We start from the raw sequence: 23,313 nt of genomic DNA on the forward strand, positions 1-23,313 counted from the left end.
GTCTGGTTGCCTGGCGAGACGTGACGAGAGAGCCTGTCACTACCTTCGGGTGTGGCCAAGCGGTAAGGCAGCGGACTTTGGATCCGCGATCCCAGGTTCGAATCCTGGCACCCGAACCACTTTTCACCTGCCCGCCGCGCTGCTGGCAAGAGCAGGGACTGGTCTTCCAGGACCAGGTAGAAGCGTTGAGCGAGGTTTTTTGTCGTGCTTGCACTGGCAGCAAGCAAGCAAGAAAAAGGGGGAATGTATTCCTTTCTCGCGCCTGGGCAGCAAGGGCAAGAGACCTTGCCAGTTCAGCGCAGCTTAGCCCGGCGGTTCGTGGCGCAGGGGCACGAGCCGCTGAGGAGACAGCCATGAAACAAGAGGTTCTGTGAATTCAACAATGAAGACCTATGCGACCGTGGTCCTTGCAGCGGGCAAGGGCACGCGGATGCGTTCAGCCATTCCCAAGGTGCTCCATCCGCTGGCCGGGCTGCCGATGTTAGGCCATGTGCTCAATGCCGTGGAAACTATCCCTCTTACCTCTGCCTTTGCTCCACTGGCAGCCACCATTACCGCCCATCGCCCCATTGTCGTCGTCGGCTGCGAGGCCGCCCAGGTCCAGACCGCCTTCGGTGAGCGCTGCTACTATGCCTTGCAGGCCGAGCAACTCGGCACAGGCCACGCTGTCCTGGCCGCCCGCGAGGCCATCGATGTCCTGTCTCCCCCTCCTGAGACAGTGCTCGTCTGCTACGGCGATACCCCGCTCATCAGCGCCGAGATGCTGGCCCGCGTCGTGGCCCGCCATGTAGAGAGTCAGGCCACCATCACTTTCTTGACCGCCATCACCGAGCAGTTCTCGGATTTTGGGCGCGTGGTTCGCGATCCCTCGGGCGCCGTGGTGGAGATCGTCGAGGTCAAACGTGCCACTGAAGAGCAGAAGCGCATTAAAGAGGTGAATTCAGGTGTCTACTGCTTCGAGCGTCGCTGGCTCTGGGAGACGCTGCCTCACCTCGCACGCAATCCCTTCAGCGGCGAGTACTACCTCACCGATCTGGTGGCCATTGCGCGCTCGCAGGGGCGCACCATTGCGACGGTGACTGGCGCCCTGGAGGAGACGATCGGTGTGAACGATCGCGTGCAGCTGGCGGCAGCGGAGCAAATCCTGCGGCGCCGCATCCTGGAGCGCCATATGTACGCGGGCGTGACAATCGTCGATCCTGCGGCCACCTATATCGACGCCGAGGTCTCCATCGGACCCGACACGGTTATCCTGCCCGGCACCATGATTACTGGCCGAACACAAATCGGCTCCGGCTGCCGCATCGGCCCTGGAACCACCATCGAGTCGTCGATGATCGGGAACCGCTGTATCATTCGGAATTCAGCTCTCGAAGAGGCTATTCTCGAAGACGATGTACGGATCGGCCCCTTCAGCCACTGTCGCCCAGGCGCTCATCTGGCTCGGGGCGTGCGCATGGGCAACTTTGGCGAGGTGAAGAACTCGTATATCGGTGCGGAAACCGACATGCATCACTTCAGCTACATCGGTGATGCCTCTGTCGGGGCCCATGTCAACATTGGTGCGGGTACAGTCACTTCCAACTATAACGGGATCACACGCCAGAAGTACCGTACGGTCATTGAGGACGGGGCCTTTATCGGCTGCGATACGATCATCGTGCCGCCCGTGACTATCGGTGAGGGAGCCATGACGGGCGCCAACGCAGTGGTAAACCGCGATGTGCCTCCCCATGCGCTGGTGGTTGGTGTGCCCGCCCGTCTGCTGCGTATGCTCGATCCCGCGGCAGCAGCAGCAGCAGAAGAGGCCTCCTCAGATGCGGAAGGAGGCAAAAAGGAGTAACTACAACTATGGACGCCGATGGCATACCCCTTGTCAGGATTGCCGCCGCTCTCAGCCTCTCTCTCCCCCAGCTCGACGGCGTGGCCTGGCTGCAGTTGATCATTTTGGTCATTGCGCTGATTCTGTGCGCCACCGCTTCCGCCGCCGAAACCGCGCTGACTTCGGTCAGCCGCATCAAGCTGAAAAACCTCGTCGAGGAGGGTGATCCCCAGGCCGCTGAGCTGGAGCGCCTGCTGGCCCACCCGAATACCTTCCTCTCGACGATCCTGGTGGTTAACAGTATCGCGGTGATCGTGGCTTCCAGCATGGCTACGGTCCTGGCCTTGCGCTTCTCCACCACCTGGGGCGAGTTGATCGCGACTGTGCTCATCTCGCTGATCGTCCTGATCTTCTGTGAGATCACCCCGAAAACTGCTGCTGTGCAAAACCCTCTGCGCTGGGCTCGTGCCCTCAGCGGCTTCGTGCGTTTTGCCGCCTGGCTGCTCCGCCCGCTCGTCTGGTTGCTCGGAGTAGTCACCTCTTCTCTGGCGAGCCTGCTCGGTGGTGAATTGAAGCACGCGGGTCCCTTCGTGACGGAGGAGGAGCTGCGTCTGCTGGTCTCGGTCGGCGAACAAGAGGGCGTGCTCGAAGAGGAGGAGAAGGAGATGATCCATAGCATCTTCGAGTTCGCCGATACGCCAGTGCGCGAGGTGATGGTGCCACGCATCGACATGATTACGCTGGAGGCCGATACTACCGTCGATCAGGCCGTCGATGTGGCCCTGCAGGGCGGCCTCTCTCGTATCCCTGTCTACGAGGAGTCTCTTGATAATATTCTGGGCATCCTTTATACCAAGGATCTGCTGAAGGAGCTACGCCAGGGCCATCATACGCGCCTGGTGCGCGAGTTGGTGCGTCCGGCCTACTTTGTGCCGGAAACGAAGAAGCTCGACGACCTGCTAAGCGAGATCCGCCAGCGGCGCACCCATATGGCCATCGTGGTGGATGAGTATGGCTCGGTCGCCGGCCTGGTCACGATTGAGGACCTGATGGAGGAGATCGTCGGCGATATTAAGGATGAGTACGATCGCGAGGAGAACCTGTACGAGCGCCTGAGCGAGACGGAGTACATCGTCGACGCCAAGATGAATATCGACGACTTCAATGAGCTGATGGGAACAAAGCTCGATAACGAGGACTATGAGACGCTCGGCGGCTTCCTCTACGCTCAGCTCGACAAGATCCCAGTGGCAGGTGATACGATTACCTACGGGGATTTGAATCTGACGGTGCTGGCAACCCGGGGACGGCGCATTACGAAGGTGCGCGTGCTGCGCCTGAGCAATGCCAGCGCAGCGGAGTCGGAGGCGGCCCCTGTCGATCAGCCCAGGCTGCCGGCTCCTCCGCCTTCGACCTCCACTCACGCGCCGGCCAGCCCCGAGAAGCAACGGGCACCCGCTCCAGCCCGGCAGGCAATGGCTCAATCCCCCATCATGAGGGAGGCCACCAACCTCTCCTGATCCAGGCCGCCGATCACGAGGCCCAGACGGGCGGCCAGGCCAGAGACGAGCCGCCTCCCTTGGTGAGCTGAAGTCCACCCTCCACGTTGGAGAAAGGAGCAGGCGGCCACTTGAGTCCCGCGCCACACGCCTCCCGCTACGCCGCCGTCGACTGTGCACGACGGCTCATGGCGGCTTGGGCAGGGAGGCAGGGAAGCAGGGAGGCCGCGTAGAGCGATGAAGCTTGATCTTTCTACCCTACCGCGCCAGGTGCGCGTGGTCGAAGTGGGACCGCGCGATGGCCTGCAGAACGAGAAAGTGCCTGTTTCCACGGAGCAGAAAATCCATTTCATTCGTCTGCTTGCCGAAGCAGGCTACTCCGAGATCGAGGTGACCTCTTTTGTCAGCCCGCGAGCTATCCCACAGCTGAGCGATGCCAGCGAGGTCATAGCTGGCCTGCACGATCTGCCAGCAACCTTGCGCCTGACAGCCCTGGTGCCAAACCTCAAGGGCATGGAGCGGGCTTTAGCCGCAGGATTGCGCTCGGTGGCGGTCTTTACGGCGGCCAGCGATAGCTTCACCCGGCACAATATCAATGCCACCATTGCCGAAAGCCTGGCCCAGTTCCGGCCTGTTTTGGCCCTGGCACAACGTGAAGGGGTACGCGTGCGCGGCTATATCTCGACGGTCTTCGGTTGCCCCTACGAAGGACGGGTCGATCCCCGGCGCGTCCTGGCAGTAGCTCTGGAGCTACTGGAGATGGGTGTCGCAGAGCTGTCGCTGGGCGATACCATTGGTGTGGCCACGCCCAATCAGGTCGTCGAGGTTCTAGATTTGCTGCTGAGCGAAGGCGGCATTCCTCTTGAGCGTCTGGCCGTGCACTTCCACGATACGCGCGGTACAGCGCTGGCCAATGTGCTGACCGCCCTTCAGATGGGCGTGAGCTGCGTGGATTCCTCCGCCGGAGGTCTGGGCGGCTGCCCATATGCTCCCGGGGCCAGCGGTAACCTGGCGACCGAAGATCTCCTCTATTTGCTCCACGGCATGGGCCTCGCGACTGGGATCTCGCTCGAGCAGGTGGTCAGAGCTACACGCTTCATCGCCACGGTACTCGATCACCCACCGACGAGCAAATATTACCTTGCTGCTACTGCTCAGGCTCAATGCAGCGAGAGCTAGTTGACTGCTCCTTCCTCACTTTCTAAAATAGACACCTGTATCGATGGCTGATCCCATCGACCGGTTGCTGTCTTGTTCTGAGGAAGGAGCAAGTTGATGATTCGATTGTTCTACTGGCTCTACCGCTTGCTATCCAGGAGAGAGAAGCCGCTGTTGCAGCTTCTCTTGGGAGTCCTGCTGATTCCTGTGGGGGCTGCGGTGGCCTATGCTGCCTGCAGCGGCGAATATATCTATCCCTACTGGGTGATTCTGGGGGGCGGTCTGGCCTTTTTCGGCCTTGCCCTGCTTCTCAAGGGGCTGATTATCCTGCTCAGTCGGAAAGGGGCTTCGGCAGCTGCCGCCTCGCCATCCGCACGCGAGCCGGTCGCTGGGCCAGATCTGCAGGCGAGCCTGGCAGGTCAACCATTTTCGAGCGCGGCCTCGCTCTCGCCTCAGTCTGGAAGGCCTCGTCAGATGCCAGCCGGATCGGCGGCAGCTGCTGCCCCATCTTACGGGGCCGTCCCCGCAGGAATGGCCGGCCAGTCGCCCGCGGCCTTTCCCTCGCAGCTCTCCTGGTGGGGAGGCACCCCCTGGCCAGGGGAGCAGATGGGCTATCCAGGCTACCAGCCACAGCCGGGGCAAGGGCAGGGACAAGGTGTCCAGACGCAGGCGAAGACTCAGGCACCATATCCGCCTCAGCGGCTCTGGCCACCAGAGGTCTCCTCGCGCTAGAAGCAAGAGCGACCTCGCCTATTGAGCGGAACTTCCAGCGATCCGGCTAGCTGGCCCCTTTATTCGCTCTTGGTTGCTCTACCGAGCTGTTTGTCTGCCGCCTGAAGCCGGTTCGGTTCGGTTGGGTTCGATCCACCATATCGACCCACCGCTTTCAAGCAGGATGCGAGAACGAACGGCGCGCAAGGGACGTCTGGCTGTCCGTCGGTCCGCCGCAAGCAGCGGCTGCTCTCTCCCCATCGATCTGGCGCTGGTTCTGGCGTAGGAAGCGCTGGCCACCGCCAAGGCGGCCCAACAGGACAGGAACCACCCGAGAGGAGGCTGCCAGCCAGGACAAAGCCGTCTGTGCCTGGCCTTCCCGCTCTGCCCTTGCCCGCTGGCTCCCGCGAACGCTGCCTTGATTCCCTGGCCCACTGGGCGCCGCTGCGCTTGTTCACCTTGCCCTCGCTTGCCGCCCGCATCAGGCTCCGGGAGCGACTCGCCAGCCGCCGCTACCTCTCTCCATCTTGGAGGATCGCCCTCGCTGCTGTTCACATCCCCTGCCCTCTCAGGCGAGTCTGGCGCGCACCGAGCAACGCGGAAGCCGATTGAGCGCTCGTCTCCTAGGGCTGGCTCTGGAGATACTGGAGCGCCCGAATCAGCTGGCTATCACCACTTTGCAGAATCTGCTGATAGGTTGTATGGTTGCGATTCTCCGCCGCCGGTGTCAGGGGGCTTTGTCCCGCCTTGAGGGAGACCCCAATATTGGGCTGGATTCCATTCTGGCGAATAAAGTGGCCATCGGGCGTCAACCACTCAGCCGTGCCGAGCAGCAGCTCAGAGCCATCGGAAAGCGGGAATTGTTCCAGCACTGTCCCTGTGCCGTAGGTACGTGTTCCGATGATTATTGCTCGATGGTTGTCTTGAAAAGCTCCCGAGACGATCTCGGCGGCGCTGGCTGTTCCGTTATCGACGAGCACCACCAGAGGAATCTTTCCATCGACCACGTGCCCTGTCACCTGATATGGCGTGCGCCTCCCCGAGCTATCTTGCTCCAGAAAGACGGTACCGCTGGCCTGGAACTCGCTGACAGTATTGATGGCCTCCTCCACCAGGCCGCCAGGATTGCCGCGTAGATCAAGGATAATGGCTTTGGCTCCGAGCTTTTTGGCCTGCTCAACGCTGCTGCGGAGCTGATCGCTGACCCCATCGGCGAACTGAACGATCTGAATATGAGCGACATGGGCCTCGGGAATATAGTGCATAATCACATTCGGCACAGTGATCCTGGCGCGCTTCAGATGGAAGGTCAGGGTCTGATTCGTGCCGGGACGACGCACGGTCACCGTGACAGCGGTGCCCTCCGGCCCTCGCAACAGTGAGCTGATTGTATCAAGATCCTTGCCTTGCACGCTCTGGCCATTGACCGAGAGGAGAACATCGCCAGGCTTGAGGCCGGCCTTCTCCGCAGGGGCCCCCGGCACTGTGTCGCTGATTACTACTTGCTTCGTCGTGGGATCTTGCTGGATATAGACGCCGATACCAACCAGGGTCGGGCTGAGAGACTGATTGAAAGCCTGGACCTGGTCGGGCGTGAGAAAGCGCGTATGCCCCTTGTCGCCGAGTGTGTCAAGCATGGCTTGAATAGCGCTGTAGGCCATCTTTTGATAGTTTATCGCCTTGCGATCGACATACTTCTGATCAACTAAGGTCCAGGCTTGCTGGAACAACTGGGCATATTTTTGCGACTGGCTACTGGCGGGGAAGGAGCCGGAAGAGAAAAACTGGTGGCTGAACCAGCCAGCGATGAAAGCCAGAACGAGCAGCGCAGTCACAGTGACGGCACGACGGACGGCAGTGCGGCAACCAGGAGGCGCAGGTTGATCAGATGGGGCGCTTGGAGCGCCAGGCGGGGGTGAAGTAGCGGCTTGCGGATCAGCAGAGCCGGAGTCGGAGACGCTCTCGGTTGAAAACGACCTCCAACTGCGCCGCTCATCGTCTTCATACCAGCGCGGGTCATAGTAGTTGCTCACCAGATTCCTCCCAAGAATGCGTCTCTAGCTAGCTAGCAACCAATCAAGCTCAGCAGGCGATCACGAACCAGATAGCAGGCAGAGGCAAGCACAGGCACAATGCAGGACAAGCCAGGCCAGCGGGGCAATTCCGGCGGGACTATCAACTCAGTCCTGCCCGTATGGTAGTCGCCCTGGCAGGAAAAGTCAACCGCTCATGCGAATAGGGAAGAAAAAGGACGTAGTTACTGAGAACTACGTCCTTTTGCCTGCTGTTTGAGCTATTCTGCTGTTCTACAGGAGAAGAGCATCCGCTCCTGATAGCCCAGGAAGGCGACGGTACCGTTCTCCAACACTGACCCCTGTAGGGTAGGGCAGGCCCACACCAAACAGCAGTTGGTTGGCTTCCTCCAGAGCAGCTTTGCTGTCCGAGGCCATTTGCTGACAGCCGGTGCTTCCCTATTCCAGAGGAGTGCCTCTGTGGGAAGGGCCTGGCTCCTGTCAGCTCGCTCTCCTCCTTCTCGTCGATGCGTAGAGACTGGCACACGAGGAGGGGGCAGAGGAGGCTCAGGAGGAGCTATTACTGCATCTCACATGGCCATGCCTATCGCTATTGCTGACGATCAGTGGCTTCCCCCACCTCTTGGCTCCCAGCAGCAGGAGCGGATGGGGAGGTTGACGCCTGACTGCCAGCCACGGCTCCTGCCGTGGCCACCTGGCGTTTACCGGAGGGGGCAGGTGCCTGCTTCTTTGGCGGTTCCCACCCCGGCGCGCGCGAGACGATCATCGACATCACCCGGCCCTCCATTACAGGCGGGCGTTCGATGACAGCCGTCCCTTTCAGGGTTTCGGCGATGTTCTCCAGCAGCCTACGGCCAATCTCTGGGTGGCGCAAGTCTGGTCCACGGAACTGGACGCTGACGCGCACCTTATCGCCATCAGCTAGGAACTCCTGTATCTTGCGTGTTTTCACGCCGATATCATGTTCATCGGTGCGAGGGCGCAGGCGAATCTCCTTGAGGGTAATCGTCTTCTGATGCTTGCGCGCCTCGCTCTCCTTCTTGGCCTGCTCGTACTTGTACCGTCCATAGTCCATCAACTTGCAGACCGGTGGTACAGCATTGGGCTGCACTTCGACTAAATCCAGATCCCTCTCACGGGCGATTTCAAGAGCGCGGGGCGTCGGCATCACGCCGATCATCTCGCCATTCTCATCAATGAGGCGTACTTCTCGTGCCCGAATGCGCTCATTGACCCGTGTTTCGCGCGTCCGGTCATTCCCCCGAGGATCTCTGTTAATAGGCCAAACCTCCCTTTTCCTTTCCTGACTTGTCTGACTTGTGATAACCTGCTGATCTGTTTCTCTCAGGACCGTGTCTATCCCTGGATAGACGGATTAAGTGTAGCATAAGGGGTGGGAGAAGTCAATTGATTTTGCGCCCATGCTGCGCTCCCGTGAGGCCCCTGGCTCCCTTCCATTCCCTCTGCTGGCGTGCAGCGCTTCGCCCCTGCCCACCCTGCCCCTCGTCCCTCCCTTTCGCCTTGCGCTGCTTGCCGCTTCTCACTCGCTGGCAGGCCGTGACAGACGGCCCCTTTCTTATGTTATACTTATTGAGGTAATGCGTTTGTTCGCTCTATCCTCTACGCCTTCAGCAGACGCAGAAGATCTCTGGCTGCGTCCTTCTATGCGCATTGTCTGTGCTTCAGATGCTGCTTCCGCGTCGCTTTCCCTAAGCAGCGGCAGCGGAAACTGCAAAGGAGGACCACTATGAGCGGTTGCCTGGCAGCTGTCTCCATCTTCCCCGCCCCCACACTGGCGCCTCCAGCGATAGCGCCTAGGAGCAGCCGGCTAGCCCGGCAGCTGCGCCTGTCGTTCTCACAGGCTGCCTGCAGGCTTACCTGTAGACGCCTGGGTCAGCTTCTTCCACCATTCTCACTCTCGGCACAGGTTCACTAGCGTCTACTGCCTCCAGCGACCACCCCCCGGGTGCTGCTCGCAGTGGCGCTGGCGCTCAGGGCCCCTTGTGCATGGCCTGCACACGCCCCCGGTAAAAGAGGCAAGCCCATGCGAACGCTCTACACTGGTCACATCACCATCGGAAGACGTACTGTCCATTCATTTATCTACGCGGAGACGCTCTACGAGGCCGAAGAGCAACTGGCCGATATCCTGCAGCGCTATATCAGAGATCGTTATCGGCTGGCGGCTTCGCTCGTCCTCCCCCGCATTAGCGTGGTCTCACGTCCTTACGGCTGGCACCTGCCCGGCGGGCCATTCCTTCCAGGGACAAGCCGTCAGTATCTCCAGCGCTATCCAGCCCAGCCGTGTCCCGATGGTCTCGTCTATGAGAGCGAGGCCGCCAGCACCCCCTGAGCACGAGCACGGCGGGAGGAACGCCTGAACCTGCGGGCGGGTGGTGCGAGCCGCTGACTCAGGTGTCTGGCACACTGAGGGAGGCCTCGCACCACCGTGCCCTTTTTGGGGTTGGCCTTGGCGCTCGCTCTTCTGCTGCGGCACCTGCTCCCACCAGGCTGCCGATGATTTCAGGCGCTGGCCGGCGCTTCGCGCAGCAAGCGTGTGAGGCGGCCTACAATGTCATAGCGTCGGTAGGAAGGAAGGAGATACACCCCCTGAACAAGTTCGCGCGCCTCCATCAATAGCTCCTGGGCGAGGCGCAAGCCCTCCTCCGTGCCCTGGTCGCCCGCAGCGCGCATGCGTTCGCGCACGCGCTCAGGAATGGTGACGCCGGCTACCTCATTGTGGAGAAACTCGGCATGGCGCCAGCTATGGAGGGGAATGCAACCAAGAATCACAGGCACCGGCGGCTTGCCCACGCGCTCGAGAAAGCGCTCCAGGGGAGCCAGCTCATAGATCGGCTGGGTCATGATAAAGTGGGCACCGGCCTCCAACTTGCGATAGTATTTCTCGATCTCGCGCTCGGCCTCCTCTTCGCTGACATTGAGGTTGAGGGCAGCCCCGATATGGAAGGAGGCTTTGGCGCCAATGGAGCCGCCTGCCGCATCGTGCCCTTCATTCATCCCGCGCAGAACACGGATCAGGCCGACCGAATCGACATCCCAGACCCCGGTGGTATTGGGATAGTCACCCACACGCAGGGGGTCGCCTGTCAGAGCGAGAATATTGCGCAGCCCCAGGGCATGGGCCCCCAGCAGCTCGGCCTGCAGCGCCATCAAGTTGCGGTCACGGGTTGTAAAGTGGATGATGGTCTCCATGCCCAGGTGATCCTGGATCAGACGCGCCAGGGCGATGCAGCTCATGCGCACGCGAGCCAGGGGGCTATCGGCAATGTTGATACAATCGACCCCATCGCGCTGGAGCTGGGCGGCTCCGGCCAGAATCTTGGAGGGATTGAGGCCCATTGGCGGGTCTAACTCAACACTGATGACGAATTCGCCTGTCTCTAGCTTCTGCTGCAGGCGCGTCTTACTCCCTTCCTGGGGCAGGATGACCTCTTCCTCGGGCAGCGTGCCGATGGGAGGACGACGCTCGCCGCGCACCTGAATCACCGAGGAGGCCGCCATGCTGTCCCCCTGGCCCTGAGAGGCTACCGACGTCCCATTCTGCTGCCCGGTCCCCTCGCTCTGGCTCGCCGCTGTCGCTCCACGTCCATAGTGAGCGTCGAGAGCCTTCCGCATGGCTTCGATGTGGCGCGGTGTGGTGCCACAACAGCCCCCAATGAGACGTACCCCGGCCTGGGCAAAGCGTAGAGCATAGTCGGCAAAGTAGTCGGGCGTCGAGACATAGAAGAAGCGGTTGCCGATGCGCGTCGGCAGGCCAGCATTGGGTTGGGCCGAAAAGAGGGGAGGACGCTCTCCCTGCCGGTTGGCGGCCTGGATCTCTTCGTCAAGGGCCCCAATCATGCCGTGTAGGGCCTCCAGGGTCATCGCCGGCCCAACGCAGCAGTTGGCTCCCATCACATCGACCCCCAGGTCATGCAGCTCTCGCGCAACGCTGGCCGCCGACTGACCGGAGAGCGTGCGCCCATCTTCGTAGAAGCTGACTTGAGCTACGATCGGCAGCCCACCAACTTCCTGGGCGGCGAGAATGGCCTGACGCAGTTCGGCCAGACTGGTAAAGGTCTCTAAAATCAGCAGCTCGGCCCCCCCTTCCTGGAGAGCCTCGATCTGCTCTCGAAAGGCCGCTCGCACCTCGCTGAGCCGCCCACTCTCGGGCGCCTGCAGCGGCTGGCCGCTCGGTCCGATAGCCCCAGCGATAAAGACCGGCAGCCCAACGATTTCACGCGCCTCAATCGCCCGCCGCACCCCCTGAAAATTGATCTCGCGGACCCGATCCTCCAGGCTATAGGCAGCCAGACGCAGGCGATTGGCGCCAAAGGTATTGGTCTCGATAATCTGGGCCCCGGCACTGATGTACTCGCGATGGATACCTTGAATCAATTCCGGGCGCGTGACGTTGAGCAGATCGAAACATTGCTCGTAGGGAACGCCCCGCGCGTAGAGCAGGGTTCCCATCGCTCCATCACAGAGCAACGGACCCTGTTGCAGTCGCTCCAACAATACGTGTTCCATAATAAGAGACCACTCCACCGGCAATACTGGCAATTGAGTTCGCTTCGTTGTCCCTCTATTGTACTCCCTCCCTGGCCTCTTCTTCCAGAGCGATGCGCCTGAACAGGGCAGGCTGGCCGCGAGATAGGCGAGATATGCTATACTTTTAACCAGCGAACCCTTGGGAAAGGTTCGCTTCCAGCGAGGTGGAACGGATGGTGTTCAGAGCATGCAGATGCCAGGCAGCAGTATCTCGTCTTGTCCTGCCTGCTTGCCTGCTAATCAGTGGCTAACTCATGGAGAGACAGAAGACAGCTTACAAGCCTCTCATCGTCGCGGTCTGCGGGGATAGCGGCTCAGGGAAGAGCACTCTGACAGATGGAATGGTCCAGCTTTTCGGCCAGGATTCCGTGACGCATCTTTGCCTCGATGACTATCACACCTTGGATCGCGCGGCACGCATGCGCGCCGGCATCACCGCCCTTCATCCGTGCGCCAATAATTTTCCGCTGATGACAGAGCACCTGCAGCGCCTGGCACGCGGTGAGACAATCGTGAAGCCGGTCTACGATCACCGCACGGGCACCTTTGGCCCGCCTGCGGAGGTGAAGCCAGCGGAGATTATTTTCGTTCACGGCCTCCATGCCCTCTTTACGCCCGAGCTACGCCGCCTCTCTCATGTGCGTATTTATCTCGACCCCGAGGCCGCTCTCCAGCAACAGTGGAAGATTATGCGCGATAGCACTTCTCGGGGCTACACCGTCGAGCAGGTGCGGGAGCAGATCGCCCTGCGCCGCCGCGATAGCCGCCTGTATATCCAGCCACAAAAGCGCTTTGCCGATATCATCGTTCGTTTCTATCGTGGCAGCCTGTACTACCGCACACGCGATCTGGCACATCTCGATGTGCGCCTGATCGAGGCGAAGCATGCCCCCAAAATCGATCTCTCCGATGTGCTGGAGGCTTCCCACAATGGGCGTAAGCCCGCCTTACGCCTGGTGGAGGAGGTCTACGATGGGGTGCTGCGCGATGTGTTGGAGATCGACGGCGATATTAGCCATCAGAAGGCTTGTGAGCTGGAAAATTGTATCTGGGCCCATATGCAGGAGATCAACCACCTGCGCCCAGAGCGCTTGAGTATGCTCGGGCGCTTCTACGTTGGGAATGTGCTGCGCCAGAGCGATCCGCTGGCCCTGACACAGCTCATTATTCTCTACCACATTATTAGTGCGCGCCATCGCTTGCACCAGAGCGCCGAGAACGAGGATGCAAGCGGCCAGGAAGCTTCCGCTGCCACGGGGGAGGCAGTGGAGGACTGCGGTGGCCGCGAACGGGAGCCGGAGCAACGCTCGTAGGCCAGGTCAGTCAGGACCAGCCTGCGCCAGCCACTGGCGGTCGGAGAAACACAGTGAGTGAGCAGGTGCTCCGGCGAAACCCCGCCAGCTCTGACGCTCTGAGAAAGAAGAAGAAGAAGAGCAAGGCTGGTCTGCGCCTTTTTCTCTCCTCTCCCTGGCCTGGAACTCGCAGAAGGACCCGGGAAGGGAGATGGCGGGCCAGCCTTGCTGCGTCGCTGCTCTCCTTGTTCGGCTTAGCGAGCGTTGACTTTGACGGTGCGCGTACGAGCCTGCTCGGCCTTGGGCAGGCGCAGGGTCAGGATACCATTCTGATAGCTGGCTTCGGCTCGATCGGGATTGATGGGCGCAGGTAGCGTGAACGACTGCTGATACTGCCCCTCGCCGAAGTTGCGCCAGTGCACGGTGGCATTCTCAGGCGCAACAGGCCTGGTCTCCCACTTGACGGAGACCGTGTCTTGCTGCGCGGTGATCTCAACTTCCTCCGGCTTGACGCCCGGCATGGGAATCTGCAGGATGAAGTCGTCCTTGGTCTCGTAGAGGTTTGAGGCCACACCCCGGCTCAGAATGGTGCGCGGCGAAATGAAGCTCTCCTCAAAGAGGCGATCCATCGCTTCACGCAGCGAAATCATCTCCTGGAACGGATTGTAGCGGGTCAGATCCGGCATAGGATTCTAGACACCTCCTTCATCGACGTTGTAGCGTTGCGCTTGTTCCCCACTCAAACAATGCTGTCTCCGTCTCAGAGAACTTGCGGCCACTCTCGCTCACATCTTCTTCATCCGTTGCTTCTGACAGACCCCCAGTCCATTCGTTGACCAGGCCAGCCATCGGGAGGCCTGGCCCCAGGCTGGGCCTGTCTCTCGTCTTAGAGTATAGCGCGCTCTGTATTAGAGCAACGTTTGCAATCTATAAGAATTCTGTTAGAAAAGTTGATAGTAGTCTTATCAAACTCAACCTCTCGACGCCACCCGCGCTTTCTGTTACAATGCAGGCAATACGCAAGTCATCTCATCTCACCAAATCAGTCAGAAGAGGAAGGGTGCAGAAGACGTGACGGTGAAGCACTCACCAGAGCCAGCTGAGATCGAGCGGGTGCTGAAGCGCGGCGTGGTACTGGTGGAGAAAGAGGAAGAGCTGCGGCGCCTGCTGCTGGAAGGCAACCGTGGGGAGCCGCTGCGGGTCAAGCTTGGCGTTGATCCCAGCCACTATGAGTTGACCATCGGGCATGCGGTGGTCTTTCGTAAGCTACGCCAGTTCCAGCGCCTGGGCCACAAGGCCGTGGTGGTGATCGGCGACTGGACGGCCCGCCTGGGCGATCCGAGCGGACGTGAGAACGCGCGCAAGCCGCTGAGCGCCGAGCAGGTCAAGGCCAATGCCGCTACCTATCTCGACCAGTTCTACCGCATCGTCGATAGCGAGCAGACCGAGGTACGCTGGCAGAGCGAATGGTTCGATCAGTTCACGCTGGCCGATGTCATGCGTCTGCTCAGCTACAAGACGGTAGCCCAGATGCTGGCCCGCGACGATTTCGCCAAGCGTTTCCACAGCGGCATCGAGATCTCTCTTTCGGAGCTGATGTATCCCCTCTTGCAGGGCTACGATTCAGTGGCGCTGCGCGCCGATGTGGAAATCGGCGGGACCGATCAGACCTTTAATTTGCTGGTGGGGCGTGAGCTGCAGCCAATCTTCGGCCAGTCCCCGCAGCAGATTCTCACGGTTCAGCTGATCGTGGGCCTGGATGGCCAGCTGAAGATGGGCAAATCGCTGAATAACTACATTGCCTTGACAGCTCCACCCAACGATATGTACGGCAAGCTGATGTCGCTGCCCGATCAGGCGATGAGGAGCTACTTTGAGACGCTGACCGATGTCCCCGACGAGGAGTTGGAAGAGATGAGCCGCAAGATGGCCGAGGGGACACTTAACCCAATGGTAGTCAAGCGCCGCATGGCCCGCGAAATCGTGAGCGAGTTCCACGGTCCCGAGGCCGCTCAGGCAGCGGAGGAAGCTTTTATTCGCCAGTTCTCCCAAAGACAGCTACCGGAGGAGATGCCCCAGTATCCGCTGACGGAGCCGGTCAATATTGTGAGCCTGCTGGTGGAGGCCAGGCTCGTTCCCAGTCGCAACGAGGCCCGTCGCCTGATCCAGCAGGGTGGCGTCAGCCTCTTCCCCCACGGCGCTACCAGTGAGGTCCAAAAGATCGAGACACCCGATTTCATGGTGCCTCCCAATGAGGGCGCCGTACTCAAAGTCGGCAAGTTGCGCTATCTGCGTATTACTTCGCCTTCTCCCTCTTCTTCAGTCCAGTCTTGAGAAAGTGCGAAGCGAAGATGGCGCGGGCCTGCCAGCACAGCCAGCGCTGGAAGGCTCAGGACCGACTCGACCTGACCTGACTTGACTTGATGATTTCTGCCTGCAAGGAGGAATGCGATCGCTATGCCACAGGCAACCATTGGGGTGATTGGCGGCAGTGGACTGTATCGTATGGAGGGAATGACCGATCTGGAAGAGGTGGCGGTAGAGACACCTTTTGGCCCCCCCAGCGATGTGATCACCATCGGCAAGCTGGAAGGGGTGCCAGTGGCCTTCCTGCCGCGCCACGGACGGGGCCATCGCCTCAGCCCCAGCGAGATCCCGGTGCGCGCTAATATCTGGGCCCTGAAGAGCCTGGGGGTGCAATGGGTGATCTCGGTGAGCGCAGTCGGTAGCTTGCGCGAGCACATTGCCCCCCGCGATTTGGTCGTTCCTAACCAGCTCTTCGATCGCACGAAGAGCCGCGTGAACTCCTTCTTCGAGGGTGGCCTGGTGGTTCATTGCACCTTCGCTGAGCCGTTCTGTCCCACGCTGAGCCAGCTCCTGCTGGAGACCGCCCGCGAACTCGGCGATGTGCGTGTCCATGAGGGCGGGACCTATGTCTGCATCGAGGGTCCCCTCTTCTCAACGAAGGCGGAGTCTCTGGCTTACCGCAGTTGGGGCATGGACATTATCGGCATGACAGCCTTGCCCGAGGCCAAGCTGGCCCGCGAGGCGGAGCTGTGCTATGCGACCCTGGCCTGTGTGACCGATTACGATTGCTGGCACGAGAGCGAAGAGTCGGTCTCGGTGGAGCTGGTGGTCCAGAATTTGAATGCGAATGTGACGAATGCGCAGCGCATCTTGCGCCGCCTGGTCAGTAAGATTCCTGCCGACCGCAGCACGGCGAGCTGTGATTGCTCCCAGGCGCTGGCTTCGGCCATCATTACCGACCGCGCCGTTATTCCCGAGGCAGTCCGCGAGAGGTATCGCCTGCTGATCGAGAAGTATCTGTAGCCAGCCAGTGGCTGCATTTGTTCGGAGCGCTCGCCTGCTTGCTTCGCTCTCTGTCCGACAGTCTGGCGCCAGCGAATCCTCTGGCAGCGCAGGCCGCGCTCCATCTTGCTCCCGACTTTCTGCTGATGTCTGAAACCCTAGCCAAGGAGGGCATGGAGATCTCTCTCTAGCAGGGCAATGGCTTCGGCAGGACTGTGCTCGCCCCGCAAGGCGCTGTAGACTGCTGTCTGCACAGCACTGGAAAATTGCGCGTACTGCGTCAGGCGCGGACGTAACTGCCCGCGCTCTTCAATCATTTCCCGCAGGCCGTTGTAGAAGGGCAGGTTGGCTTGCAGCTCAGGATCGTCATAAATGGCCTTCAGGACCGGCAGGTAGTTCTGGCTGCCGGCGAGGGCTTTCTGGGCGGAATCACATAGGAGCCAGCGAGCAAAGGTCAGGGCGGCTGCTTGCTCTCGCAGAGGGGTGTGAGCATTGATAGCCACCTGCCAGCCGCCGATACAGGGGCGGGTTGCTCCTGGCAGGGGATAGACAGCTACCTGGTGGGCATGAACCTGCGATCCCAGCCCACGGACATCGAGCTGGTTGTAGGCATAGGGCCAGTTGCGCATGAAGGCTGCAATCCCTTGATTGAAGTGAGCAATCGTCAACGGCTCATCCAGTCCCTGCATGCCTCCAGTACTCTCCAGGGACTGCAGCGGGGTAATGGCGCCCGGACCCTGGACCCACGAGACCATGTCCCTCAAGGCTTGCTCTAATTGATCTCGATAGCGCTCAACGACCACCTGATAGGCTGGCCGCCTGTCTTGCTGATCACTGCTCTCAGCGACCAGCTGAGCGCCGTAACCTGAAAAGACTTCCAGAGCATTGCAGACAAGCCCTTCATAGCGAGCGTTCTGCCAAAGATATCCCCAGCCTGGGAGAACAGCAGTGACGGACTGTTTGGCTTGCGCCTCGCGGGCCATCGCGCTGAGCTGCCTCCAGGATGAAGGCGGCAGGCTCTCGCCCGTAGCATAGGGAATATCGCTGCGACAGAAGAGCAGACCTACATCACTATGGAGAGGTAAGGCCCACAGCCGCCCTCCAGTAGTGGGATAGCTGGCAGCGGTAAGAGCCGTCTGTAGGTACTGCTCGCCATCGCTCTGACAAAGCAGCTCATCGAGAGAAACGAGCCAGTGCCGCTCTGCAAATTCGGCAGTATAGATGATATCGAGTGAGAAGACCTGCGGGGCCTCTCGACCCGCTTTGAGCTGCTGACGTAGCCACTGGTGATAGTCGTCAGTGCTGTTTTCTTGAGCCACTAAGGTGACTTGCACTCCAAAGCCTAACGCATTGAAGGTGTCAACCAGCGTTTTAAAGATCCCTTTGGGGTCCGGTTCAGAGGACCAGAAGATCTGCGTGGGTGAGGAGGAGTCGACTCCTCCCGTCGGCGAGCAGAGGGCAACCTGCGAGACACAGGTGCCCATGATCGGCTGGGAAACGTTACCGGAGATGCACGAGGAGAGCAGGGACCACGTCCCCCCAGCGAGCGCGGCCAAAAGCTGGCGCCGGCTCCAGCCTTGCTCGAGCTTCGCGCTCAGGCCCGGCAACTGCGGCAATTGCTTCATGGTTTGGCTCCTGCGAGAATTAGCTATAGCGCCCACTGATGAGCATTTCCTGCTCGGTATAGGGACCGGACTGGGCGGGAGACGGCCCAGGGACAATTTTGAGGACGAGCACCGCTTTATCGATGGGATAGCCATCGGGACCAAAAGCGATCTGACCACTGATCCCCTGCACCGGCAGCGCCGGGCTGATGCTCTTCAGCTCCTGCAGAAGCGTGCTCCCCGGCCCTTCCCTCTGGAAGGCGGTGAAGACCACAGTGAGCGCATCATAGGACAGAATCACTTCGCTCTCCTCGCGACTTTTGCCATAGGTGATTGGTCCTTCGCTCTGTCCCGGCGGGCTAAATTCGTTGAGATAGTCTGCAAAGAAGGCCGGCAGCCGTTTGTCAGGCAGGAAGTAACTATATTCATCGGGGTAGGCAAAGCTCACAAAATGCAGCCCGACCAGAGCCGCGCGATCTCTAGCTGAGAGGAGATCCACATAATGATAGAGGATGTCTGTCCCCAGGACGACCAGATGAGAAGAGCGCTGAGAGGCAAGGGCTTTCTGCAAAATGACAGCGCTGGGGGCCGCCCCAATAAAGACAAGTGCATCGTTCGTGCGCGTGATGAACTTGAGGCTATCTTGTATCCCCCCGGCAGAGTCACCGGTGTACGCCTGGGAAGGATAGACTTGCTGCTGACGATTGGTGAGGCTCTGCAGATCATGAGCCAGGGCCTGGGCAGAAGGTAGATTTTCATCATAGATGACATCAGGATTATGTGCTCCAATATGCTGCATATAGGCCACGAGGGCGGCGGCTTCGCTCTGGAGCGAGGGCACAACGCTGAAAAAGTTAGGGAGCAGGCCGCTCAGATCCGTCGGGACCGAAGCAACAATGGGAACCGGCATATTCGACAGCAGCTTCAGCAGGTCGCTGCTCATACCTTCCTGCACCACATCATCCCCTGCCAGCCCGAATGGCCAGCCAATCAATGCCAGAGCATCCAGCCCTTTCGCCAGGAGACACTTCTGAGTCAGCCTGGCAGCTTCCAGAGCCGTCTCAGCGCTATAGCCACTATTATCGATGAGAAGGACCAGCTTCATCCGATGCCCTTGATCGCTGTTATACTCCTCTTGATAGACGAACGCCCCCTGCAGAATAGCTCGACTTTGAAGGGCATCCTGCTGCGCATAGAGATCCCCTCGACGCGAGAAATGTACTCCCACCAGCAGGGAGAGATGCGGCTGAGAGAAGTAGAGCAGGTTCTCACTATAGATACCAGCTTCGGCATCTGTGGGATCAGTTCTACGAGCCAGCAGAAAGTAGGTCCGAGCCTGGCTCATACGGCCCGCTCTGAGGAGTGCCGCCGCCTGCAGCTTGGCGCTGACTGTCAGACCATTGCCCTGGTCAAAGACCGATTGCCCGACGCTGATCCCGACACAATCGCCAGCTACCAGCTCAGTAGTCAGCTCCACTGCGCCAGGCATACCTGTCCGGCTGCAGGCTGTAATCGTCGTAGCAATCTTGCCCGTGCGGATCTCAGTTGCCGGACGAGAGGTACGCAGAGCCAGATAGCCGATAGAGACGCTGCATATTAATAAGATGAAGAGAGCGAGCGGAGCCACCACCTTCCAGGCGGCGAACTGCCTCCAGCGCTTCCTGCTCTCCACAGGAAGGGCTGGTTGTATCTCAGCTGTAGCCCCAGATCCGCCTTCTACGGCAGCCGTCTGCTCGCGCGGCAAGACAGGCACCTGCGCCGATTTTTCTTCACGAGCAAACGCCGATACCCCACCTTGGAGCGACTGACGCGCTGGCCTGCGCTCGATCAGCATCCTGATCTCTTCGGAGATTTCTTTGAGCACCTTATCACGCTGAGACGCTTTCAGAGAGGCCAGCGCCTTCTCAGAGCGTGGCAAGAGCTGGCAACGTTCGAGCAACGGTATGCCTTGACGAGGAACTTCTCTGGCCAGAATGGGGATAAATCTCCAGTCGTTCGCCGGCAAGCGCTCCTCGATCAGCTGCAGTTCAAACCGATGATCTTGCAGAAAGTCGGGACCGATCAAGACAATGACGAGGTTCGCCTCCCCGATGCGCCGCCGCAACACAGCACGCCAGTCATGGCCAGCCGGCAACTCTTTAGGGAGATCACTCACGCTGATCTGGTTCGCAGAGAGGTGCTTGATCAACCGGCTGGCGAACTCCCTATCTTCCTGAGCATAGCAGAGGACAGGGCGAAGTGAAAGGGCAGCGGTAGACAACCCGGAGGATAAGCTTCCCTGATCTCCCATAGTAGGACCTCCGCAGCCTTGCAGCAGTACGCAGCGGTAGGCCGGCCCGGCAGCGGGTCAGCGCGGACGAGACATCCTTGATTCCAATATCTTTCATTGTACAAGAAGATCGTCTTATTTTCCATAGAGTCATGGTGAAGTTTACACTGTAACAGCGGCCAGCTCGCTCCTGGACTGAGCAGCAAGCAAACCAGCTCAGCAGCAGGGCAACGAGCACGCAAAGAGAGAAGCACCTCACGAACGGCCAGAGTCATGCCTCCCATGTTGGGACGCCACTCACCCACTATCAATCTTGACAAGAGTCCTGGGACAGGTGTACAATAAGCACTGGTCCGCGAAGGCAGATCCTGCAAGAGAGAACGAGCGGAACAGACCGGTTTTCTCCCCGCCCTGCCGCTCGGCGCAATTGGGTCCTGCGCGGCAGATGTCTGTGAACCCCGCCAGGTCCGTGAGGAAGCAACGGTAAATGGACCTCTCTGGGTGTCGCAGGGTTGCCTGATTGCGCTGAGCGGCAGGGCCGGGCGAAGGCCGGTTTTCTGTCTGTCTGGCGCTTCCGTCTGCCTCACACGCGCATCCGTTCTGTCCTTCGCCCGACGGCACCACCTCTACCGCTCCGCGGTATGTTGCCCTTGTCGGCGCGACGCGACATGACGTGCAGGCCCACCTGGCTGGTTCTTTGCTTCGATTTGGATCAGCACCAGCACCAGCACCACCAGGCCCGAATAGCCAGGCCAGAGCCGTTCTTGCTGGAATTTGTGAGAAGTATGCCCGGAGCGGCAGGCTGAGAGGTCGGTTGCAGAGGGGACGATCCGCACGAGGATACTGCATATGAGTTCACAGGCGCTTTATCGCAAGTGGCGTTCCCAGACCTTCGAGCAGATGGTTGGCCAGGAGGCCGTTGTCGAGACGCTGAAACACGCCCTCAGCAGCGGCAAGCTGGCCCACGCCTACCTGTTCACCGGGCCCCGCGGCACTGGCAAAACAACTACCGCCCGCCTGCTCGCGAAGACCATCAATTGCCAGCACCCCCGCAACGGCGAGCCCTGCAATGAGTGCCAGCAGTGCCGCGAGATTACCGCTGGAACCTCCTTCGACGTGATTGAGATCGATGCCGCCTCAAATCGCGGCATCGATAATATCCGCGAGCTACGTGAGAAGGTCATGGTCCGCCCTACCTCCGGCAGGTACAAGGTCTATGTCCTCGACGAGGCCCATATGCTGACGACCGAGGCCTTCAATGCCCTGCTGAAGACGCTGGAAGAGCCGCCGGAGCATGCAATCTTCGTGCTGGCAACCACCGATATGCATAAGATGCCGGCCACGGTAATCTCGCGCTGCCAGTGCTTCTATTTCAAGCGTTTCACAACTCGCCAAATTGTGGAGCACCTGCACTATATCGCCAGCCAGGAGGGGGTGACGCTGGAGAAGGGAGCCGCCGAGCTGATCGCGCGCGCCGCTGCTGGTGGGATGCGCGATGCCCTCAGCCTGCTGGATCAGGCGATTGCCTACTCGGGAGAGCGGGTCACGCTGGCTCAGGTGCAGGCGATGCTGGGCGTGGCCGACCCGCAGGCTATCGAGAAGCTGGTGCAGGCAGTGGCGGCAGGCGAGAGCGCTGCAGGTCTCCACCTGATCCATCAGTTGGCCGAGGATGGGGCCGACCTACGCCAGGTCAATGCCCAGGTGGTGGAGTACTGGCGCGCCCTCATGCTGGCCCGCGCCGGGGCCTCCCTGGCGGAGATTCTGGATCGCAGCGATGAAGAGATCCGCCAGATCCAGGAGCTGGCGCGCCATTTCTCGCTGGAGGAATTGACAGGCTTCGCCCGCATCTGCGCCCAGAACGAGCTGCTTCAGAAGGGCCTGGGGACACCTCAATTGGCTCTGGAACTGGCTTTCCTGGAATGCCTGGAGCTGCGCCGCCGCGCCCAAACGGGTGAGATCCTGCTGCCAGCCACTGGCTCCGCCGGGCAAAGCGCCATGTCGCCTGCCCCCTCTCCCAGCGCACGCCCAGCGTCGCCATCCCTTCCTGCAGGACGCAGTGAGGAAGAACGCGGCGAAGCCAGCCCGTTGCGCCCATTCTTACCCCCCTCGCGCTCGACGACAGCGGGCAGCGGGCCCTCCCGTCCCGAGGCCGGTCTCCCTCCTTCGTCTGCCGCTAGCAGTACTATAGGAACAGCCGCCCCAATGGGAACGGCAACGCCAGCCTCTGCACCAGCCTCAGCCACCGCCGCCAGCCGTCCCGGCTCCGGCGCTCGCCCGCTCTCTGGCGGCTCTCCGGCAGCAGCCTCAGCCAGCGGTGGAACGTTGACGCTGCAGCAGGTGCAACAGGCCTGGGAAACCATCCGGCGCCGCGTCAGTCAGAAGAACCACAAGGCCGCTTCCTGCCTCCAGGACTTCCACGTGGTGGCCGTAGAACAGCATGGCGGTCCGCCCATAGTGGTCATTCAGGCCGAGCATCAACCACACTTTGATTTTCTCAACCAGGGTAATCGCCATAAGCCGGTAGAGCAGGCTCTGGAGCTGCAATTTGGCATCAAATGCCTGGTACGTCTCTTGCCTCCAGGCCAACCAGCAGGTTCGCCCCTCTTTGGACGCGCCGTGCTGCGCCGTGATCTCGCGCCCCCGGTCAGCGCCAGCTCCCCCCAGGACCAGGGAGCGGAGGCCCCAGAGGCGGAGACAGAAAAGCCTCAGTCAAAGGCAGGTGGTCCCGAGGCTTCCAACCTCTCCCCCCTTGCCAGAAACGGCACGGTGACAGAAAATGAAAGAGGTGGCAGACCCGAGGCAGAGGAGGCTTCCATCGAGTATGCGGCGCCAGCAGGCCAGCCACCGGAGCCTCCTGCTCCCAGCCACCCTTCTACCATCGCCGAGAACCGACCCGAGCACGCAGCCCCGGCGACCAGCGAGCCTCGACCCCAGAGCAATGGCTCTTTGCCCCCGCCGGATGGATTGCGAGCGAGGGCAAGCAGCGACCCACGGGTGCAGGAGGTCATCAAGACCTTCAACGCGGAAATCGTCGACATCGACCTTGAAAATAGCGAGTGAGGAGC

15 protein-coding genes, 1 tRNA gene and 1 other RNA gene are annotated in these 23,313 nt (G+C 60.5%); 11 read left to right on the forward strand and 6 right to left on the reverse strand.

Going from position 1 to position 23,313, the window contains the following annotated elements; genetic code table 11:
• Window positions 1-45 precede the first annotated feature (45 nt).
• The 5 genes from N688_RS13470 to N688_RS13490 all read left to right on the forward strand — a co-directional run bounded on the left by N688_RS13470 (window position 46) and on the right by N688_RS13490 (window position 5,211).
• Window positions 46-119, forward strand: a tRNA-Gln gene (locus N688_RS13470).
• 251 nt (window positions 120-370) lie between these two features.
• A complete protein-coding gene (gene glmU / locus N688_RS13475; RefSeq protein ID WP_202901922.1) occupies window positions 371-1,843 on the forward strand; it encodes a bifunctional UDP-N-acetylglucosamine diphosphorylase/glucosamine-1-phosphate N-acetyltransferase GlmU in 1,473 nt (490 codons plus the stop codon).
• An 8-nt stretch (window positions 1,844-1,851) separates the two neighbouring features.
• Window positions 1,852-3,342 carry a hemolysin family protein gene (locus tag N688_RS13480; RefSeq protein WP_052889763.1) on the forward strand — a complete coding sequence of 497 codons (1,491 nt, stop codon included), beginning with the start codon at window positions 1,852-1,854 and terminating at the stop codon, window positions 3,340-3,342.
• 216 nt (window positions 3,343-3,558) lie between these two features.
• Entirely contained in the window at window positions 3,559-4,500 is a 942-nt protein-coding gene (locus N688_RS13485) for a hydroxymethylglutaryl-CoA lyase (RefSeq protein WP_052889764.1), read from the forward strand.
• A 96-nt stretch (window positions 4,501-4,596) separates the two neighbouring features.
• The gene (locus N688_RS13490; RefSeq protein ID WP_052889765.1) at window positions 4,597-5,211 is read left to right on the forward strand and encodes a hypothetical protein; all 615 of its coding nucleotides are present in this window, start codon (window positions 4,597-4,599) and stop codon (window positions 5,209-5,211) included.
• Window positions 5,212-5,813: 602 nt separating this feature from the next.
• Here the strand turns inward: N688_RS13490 and N688_RS13495 are convergent.
• Together N688_RS13495 and infC are read right to left on the reverse strand one after the other, a co-directional pair.
• Window positions 5,814-7,223, reverse strand: a complete 1,410-nt coding sequence (locus tag N688_RS13495) for a S41 family peptidase (RefSeq protein WP_052889766.1) — start codon at window positions 7,221-7,223, stop codon at window positions 5,814-5,816.
• A 589-nt stretch (window positions 7,224-7,812) separates the two neighbouring features.
• Window positions 7,813-8,547 (reverse strand): translation initiation factor IF-3, encoded by a 735-nt coding sequence (gene infC / locus N688_RS13500; protein ID WP_420341017.1) that lies wholly within the window; start codon window positions 8,545-8,547, stop codon window positions 7,813-7,815.
• A 720-nt stretch (window positions 8,548-9,267) separates the two neighbouring features.
• On the opposite strand from infC, the gene N688_RS13505 reads away from it, so the two are divergent.
• Complete coding sequence (locus N688_RS13505) at window positions 9,268-9,576, forward strand: hypothetical protein (RefSeq protein ID WP_052889767.1); 309 nt, start codon at window positions 9,268-9,270, stop codon at window positions 9,574-9,576.
• Between the two features lie 170 nt (window positions 9,577-9,746).
• On the opposite strand, the gene N688_RS13510 is transcribed toward N688_RS13505, so the two are convergent.
• Window positions 9,747-11,753: a bifunctional homocysteine S-methyltransferase/methylenetetrahydrofolate reductase gene (locus tag N688_RS13510; RefSeq protein ID WP_081838831.1), complete on the reverse strand. Its 2,007-nt coding sequence runs from the start codon at window positions 11,751-11,753 to the stop codon at window positions 9,747-9,749.
• 275 nt (window positions 11,754-12,028) lie between these two features.
• Between N688_RS13510 and N688_RS13515 the strand changes: the two genes are divergently transcribed.
• A complete protein-coding gene (locus tag N688_RS13515) occupies window positions 12,029-13,087 on the forward strand; it encodes a phosphoribulokinase (RefSeq protein ID WP_081838832.1) in 1,059 nt (352 codons plus the stop codon).
• A 233-nt stretch (window positions 13,088-13,320) separates the two neighbouring features.
• On the opposite strand, the gene N688_RS13520 is transcribed toward N688_RS13515, so the two are convergent.
• Entirely contained in the window at window positions 13,321-13,752 is a 432-nt protein-coding gene (locus N688_RS13520; RefSeq protein WP_052889770.1) for an Hsp20/alpha crystallin family protein, read from the reverse strand.
• A gap of 391 nt (window positions 13,753-14,143) precedes the next feature.
• Here N688_RS13520 and tyrS point away from each other — a divergent pair, with 391 nt between their 5' ends.
• Both tyrS and mtnP read left to right on the forward strand, forming a co-directional pair.
• On the forward strand, window positions 14,144-15,400 hold the full coding sequence (gene tyrS, locus N688_RS13525; protein ID WP_052891498.1) for a tyrosine--tRNA ligase: 1,257 nt from the start codon (window positions 14,144-14,146) through the stop codon (window positions 15,398-15,400).
• 123 nt (window positions 15,401-15,523) lie between these two features.
• Window positions 15,524-16,396, forward strand: a complete 873-nt coding sequence (gene mtnP / locus N688_RS13530) for an S-methyl-5'-thioadenosine phosphorylase (protein WP_052889771.1) — start codon at window positions 15,524-15,526, stop codon at window positions 16,394-16,396.
• A 137-nt stretch (window positions 16,397-16,533) separates the two neighbouring features.
• On the opposite strand, the gene N688_RS13535 is transcribed toward mtnP, so the two are convergent.
• Both N688_RS13535 and N688_RS13540 read right to left on the reverse strand, forming a co-directional pair.
• The gene (locus N688_RS13535) at window positions 16,534-18,000 is read right to left on the reverse strand and encodes an extracellular solute-binding protein (RefSeq protein ID WP_052889772.1); all 1,467 of its coding nucleotides are present in this window, start codon (window positions 17,998-18,000) and stop codon (window positions 16,534-16,536) included.
• A 19-nt stretch (window positions 18,001-18,019) separates the two neighbouring features.
• Entirely contained in the window at window positions 18,020-20,269 is a 2,250-nt protein-coding gene (locus tag N688_RS13540; protein WP_081838835.1) for a TIR domain-containing protein, read from the reverse strand.
• A gap of 404 nt (window positions 20,270-20,673) precedes the next feature.
• Between N688_RS13540 and ffs the strand changes: the two genes are divergently transcribed.
• Together ffs and dnaX are read left to right on the forward strand one after the other, a co-directional pair.
• An RNA gene (gene ffs, locus N688_RS22360) (signal recognition particle sRNA small type) lies at window positions 20,674-20,773 on the forward strand.
• 324 nt (window positions 20,774-21,097) lie between these two features.
• On the forward strand, window positions 21,098-23,308 hold the full coding sequence (dnaX, locus tag N688_RS13545) for a DNA polymerase III subunit gamma/tau (RefSeq protein WP_052889774.1): 2,211 nt from the start codon (window positions 21,098-21,100) through the stop codon (window positions 23,306-23,308).
• Window positions 23,309-23,313 lie beyond the last annotated feature (5 nt).

Source organism: Thermogemmatispora carboxidivorans (genome assembly GCF_000702505.1).
Lineage (GTDB): Bacteria > Chloroflexota > Ktedonobacteria > Ktedonobacterales > Ktedonobacteraceae > Thermogemmatispora > Thermogemmatispora carboxidivorans.

What these genes read in the sequence shown, in the direction of transcription:
- N688_RS13480 (WP_052889763.1), top strand. Translation starts at nt 1,852, where the DNA reads ATGGACGCCGATGGCATACCCCTTGTCAGGATTGCCGCCGCTCTCAGC.
- N688_RS13485 (WP_052889764.1), top strand. Translation starts at nt 3,559, where the DNA reads ATGAAGCTTGATCTTTCTACCCTACCGCGCCAGGTGCGCGTGGTCGAA.
- N688_RS13490 (WP_052889765.1), top strand. Translation starts at nt 4,597, where the DNA reads ATGATTCGATTGTTCTACTGGCTCTACCGCTTGCTATCCAGGAGAGAG.
- N688_RS13505 (WP_052889767.1), top strand. Translation starts at nt 9,268, where the DNA reads ATGCGAACGCTCTACACTGGTCACATCACCATCGGAAGACGTACTGTC.
- N688_RS13510 (WP_081838831.1), bottom strand. Translation starts at nt 11,753, where the DNA reads ATGGAACACGTATTGTTGGAGCGACTGCAACAGGGTCCGTTGCTCTGT.
- N688_RS13515 (WP_081838832.1), top strand. Translation starts at nt 12,029, where the DNA reads ATGGAGAGACAGAAGACAGCTTACAAGCCTCTCATCGTCGCGGTCTGC.
- N688_RS13520 (WP_052889770.1), bottom strand. Translation starts at nt 13,752, where the DNA reads ATGCCGGATCTGACCCGCTACAATCCGTTCCAGGAGATGATTTCGCTG.
- mtnP (WP_052889771.1), top strand. Translation starts at nt 15,524, where the DNA reads ATGCCACAGGCAACCATTGGGGTGATTGGCGGCAGTGGACTGTATCGT.
- N688_RS13535 (WP_052889772.1), bottom strand. Translation starts at nt 18,000, where the DNA reads ATGAAGCAATTGCCGCAGTTGCCGGGCCTGAGCGCGAAGCTCGAGCAA.
- N688_RS13540 (WP_081838835.1), bottom strand. Translation starts at nt 20,269, where the DNA reads ATGGGAGATCAGGGAAGCTTATCCTCCGGGTTGTCTACCGCTGCCCTT.
- dnaX (WP_052889774.1), top strand. Translation starts at nt 21,098, where the DNA reads ATGAGTTCACAGGCGCTTTATCGCAAGTGGCGTTCCCAGACCTTCGAG.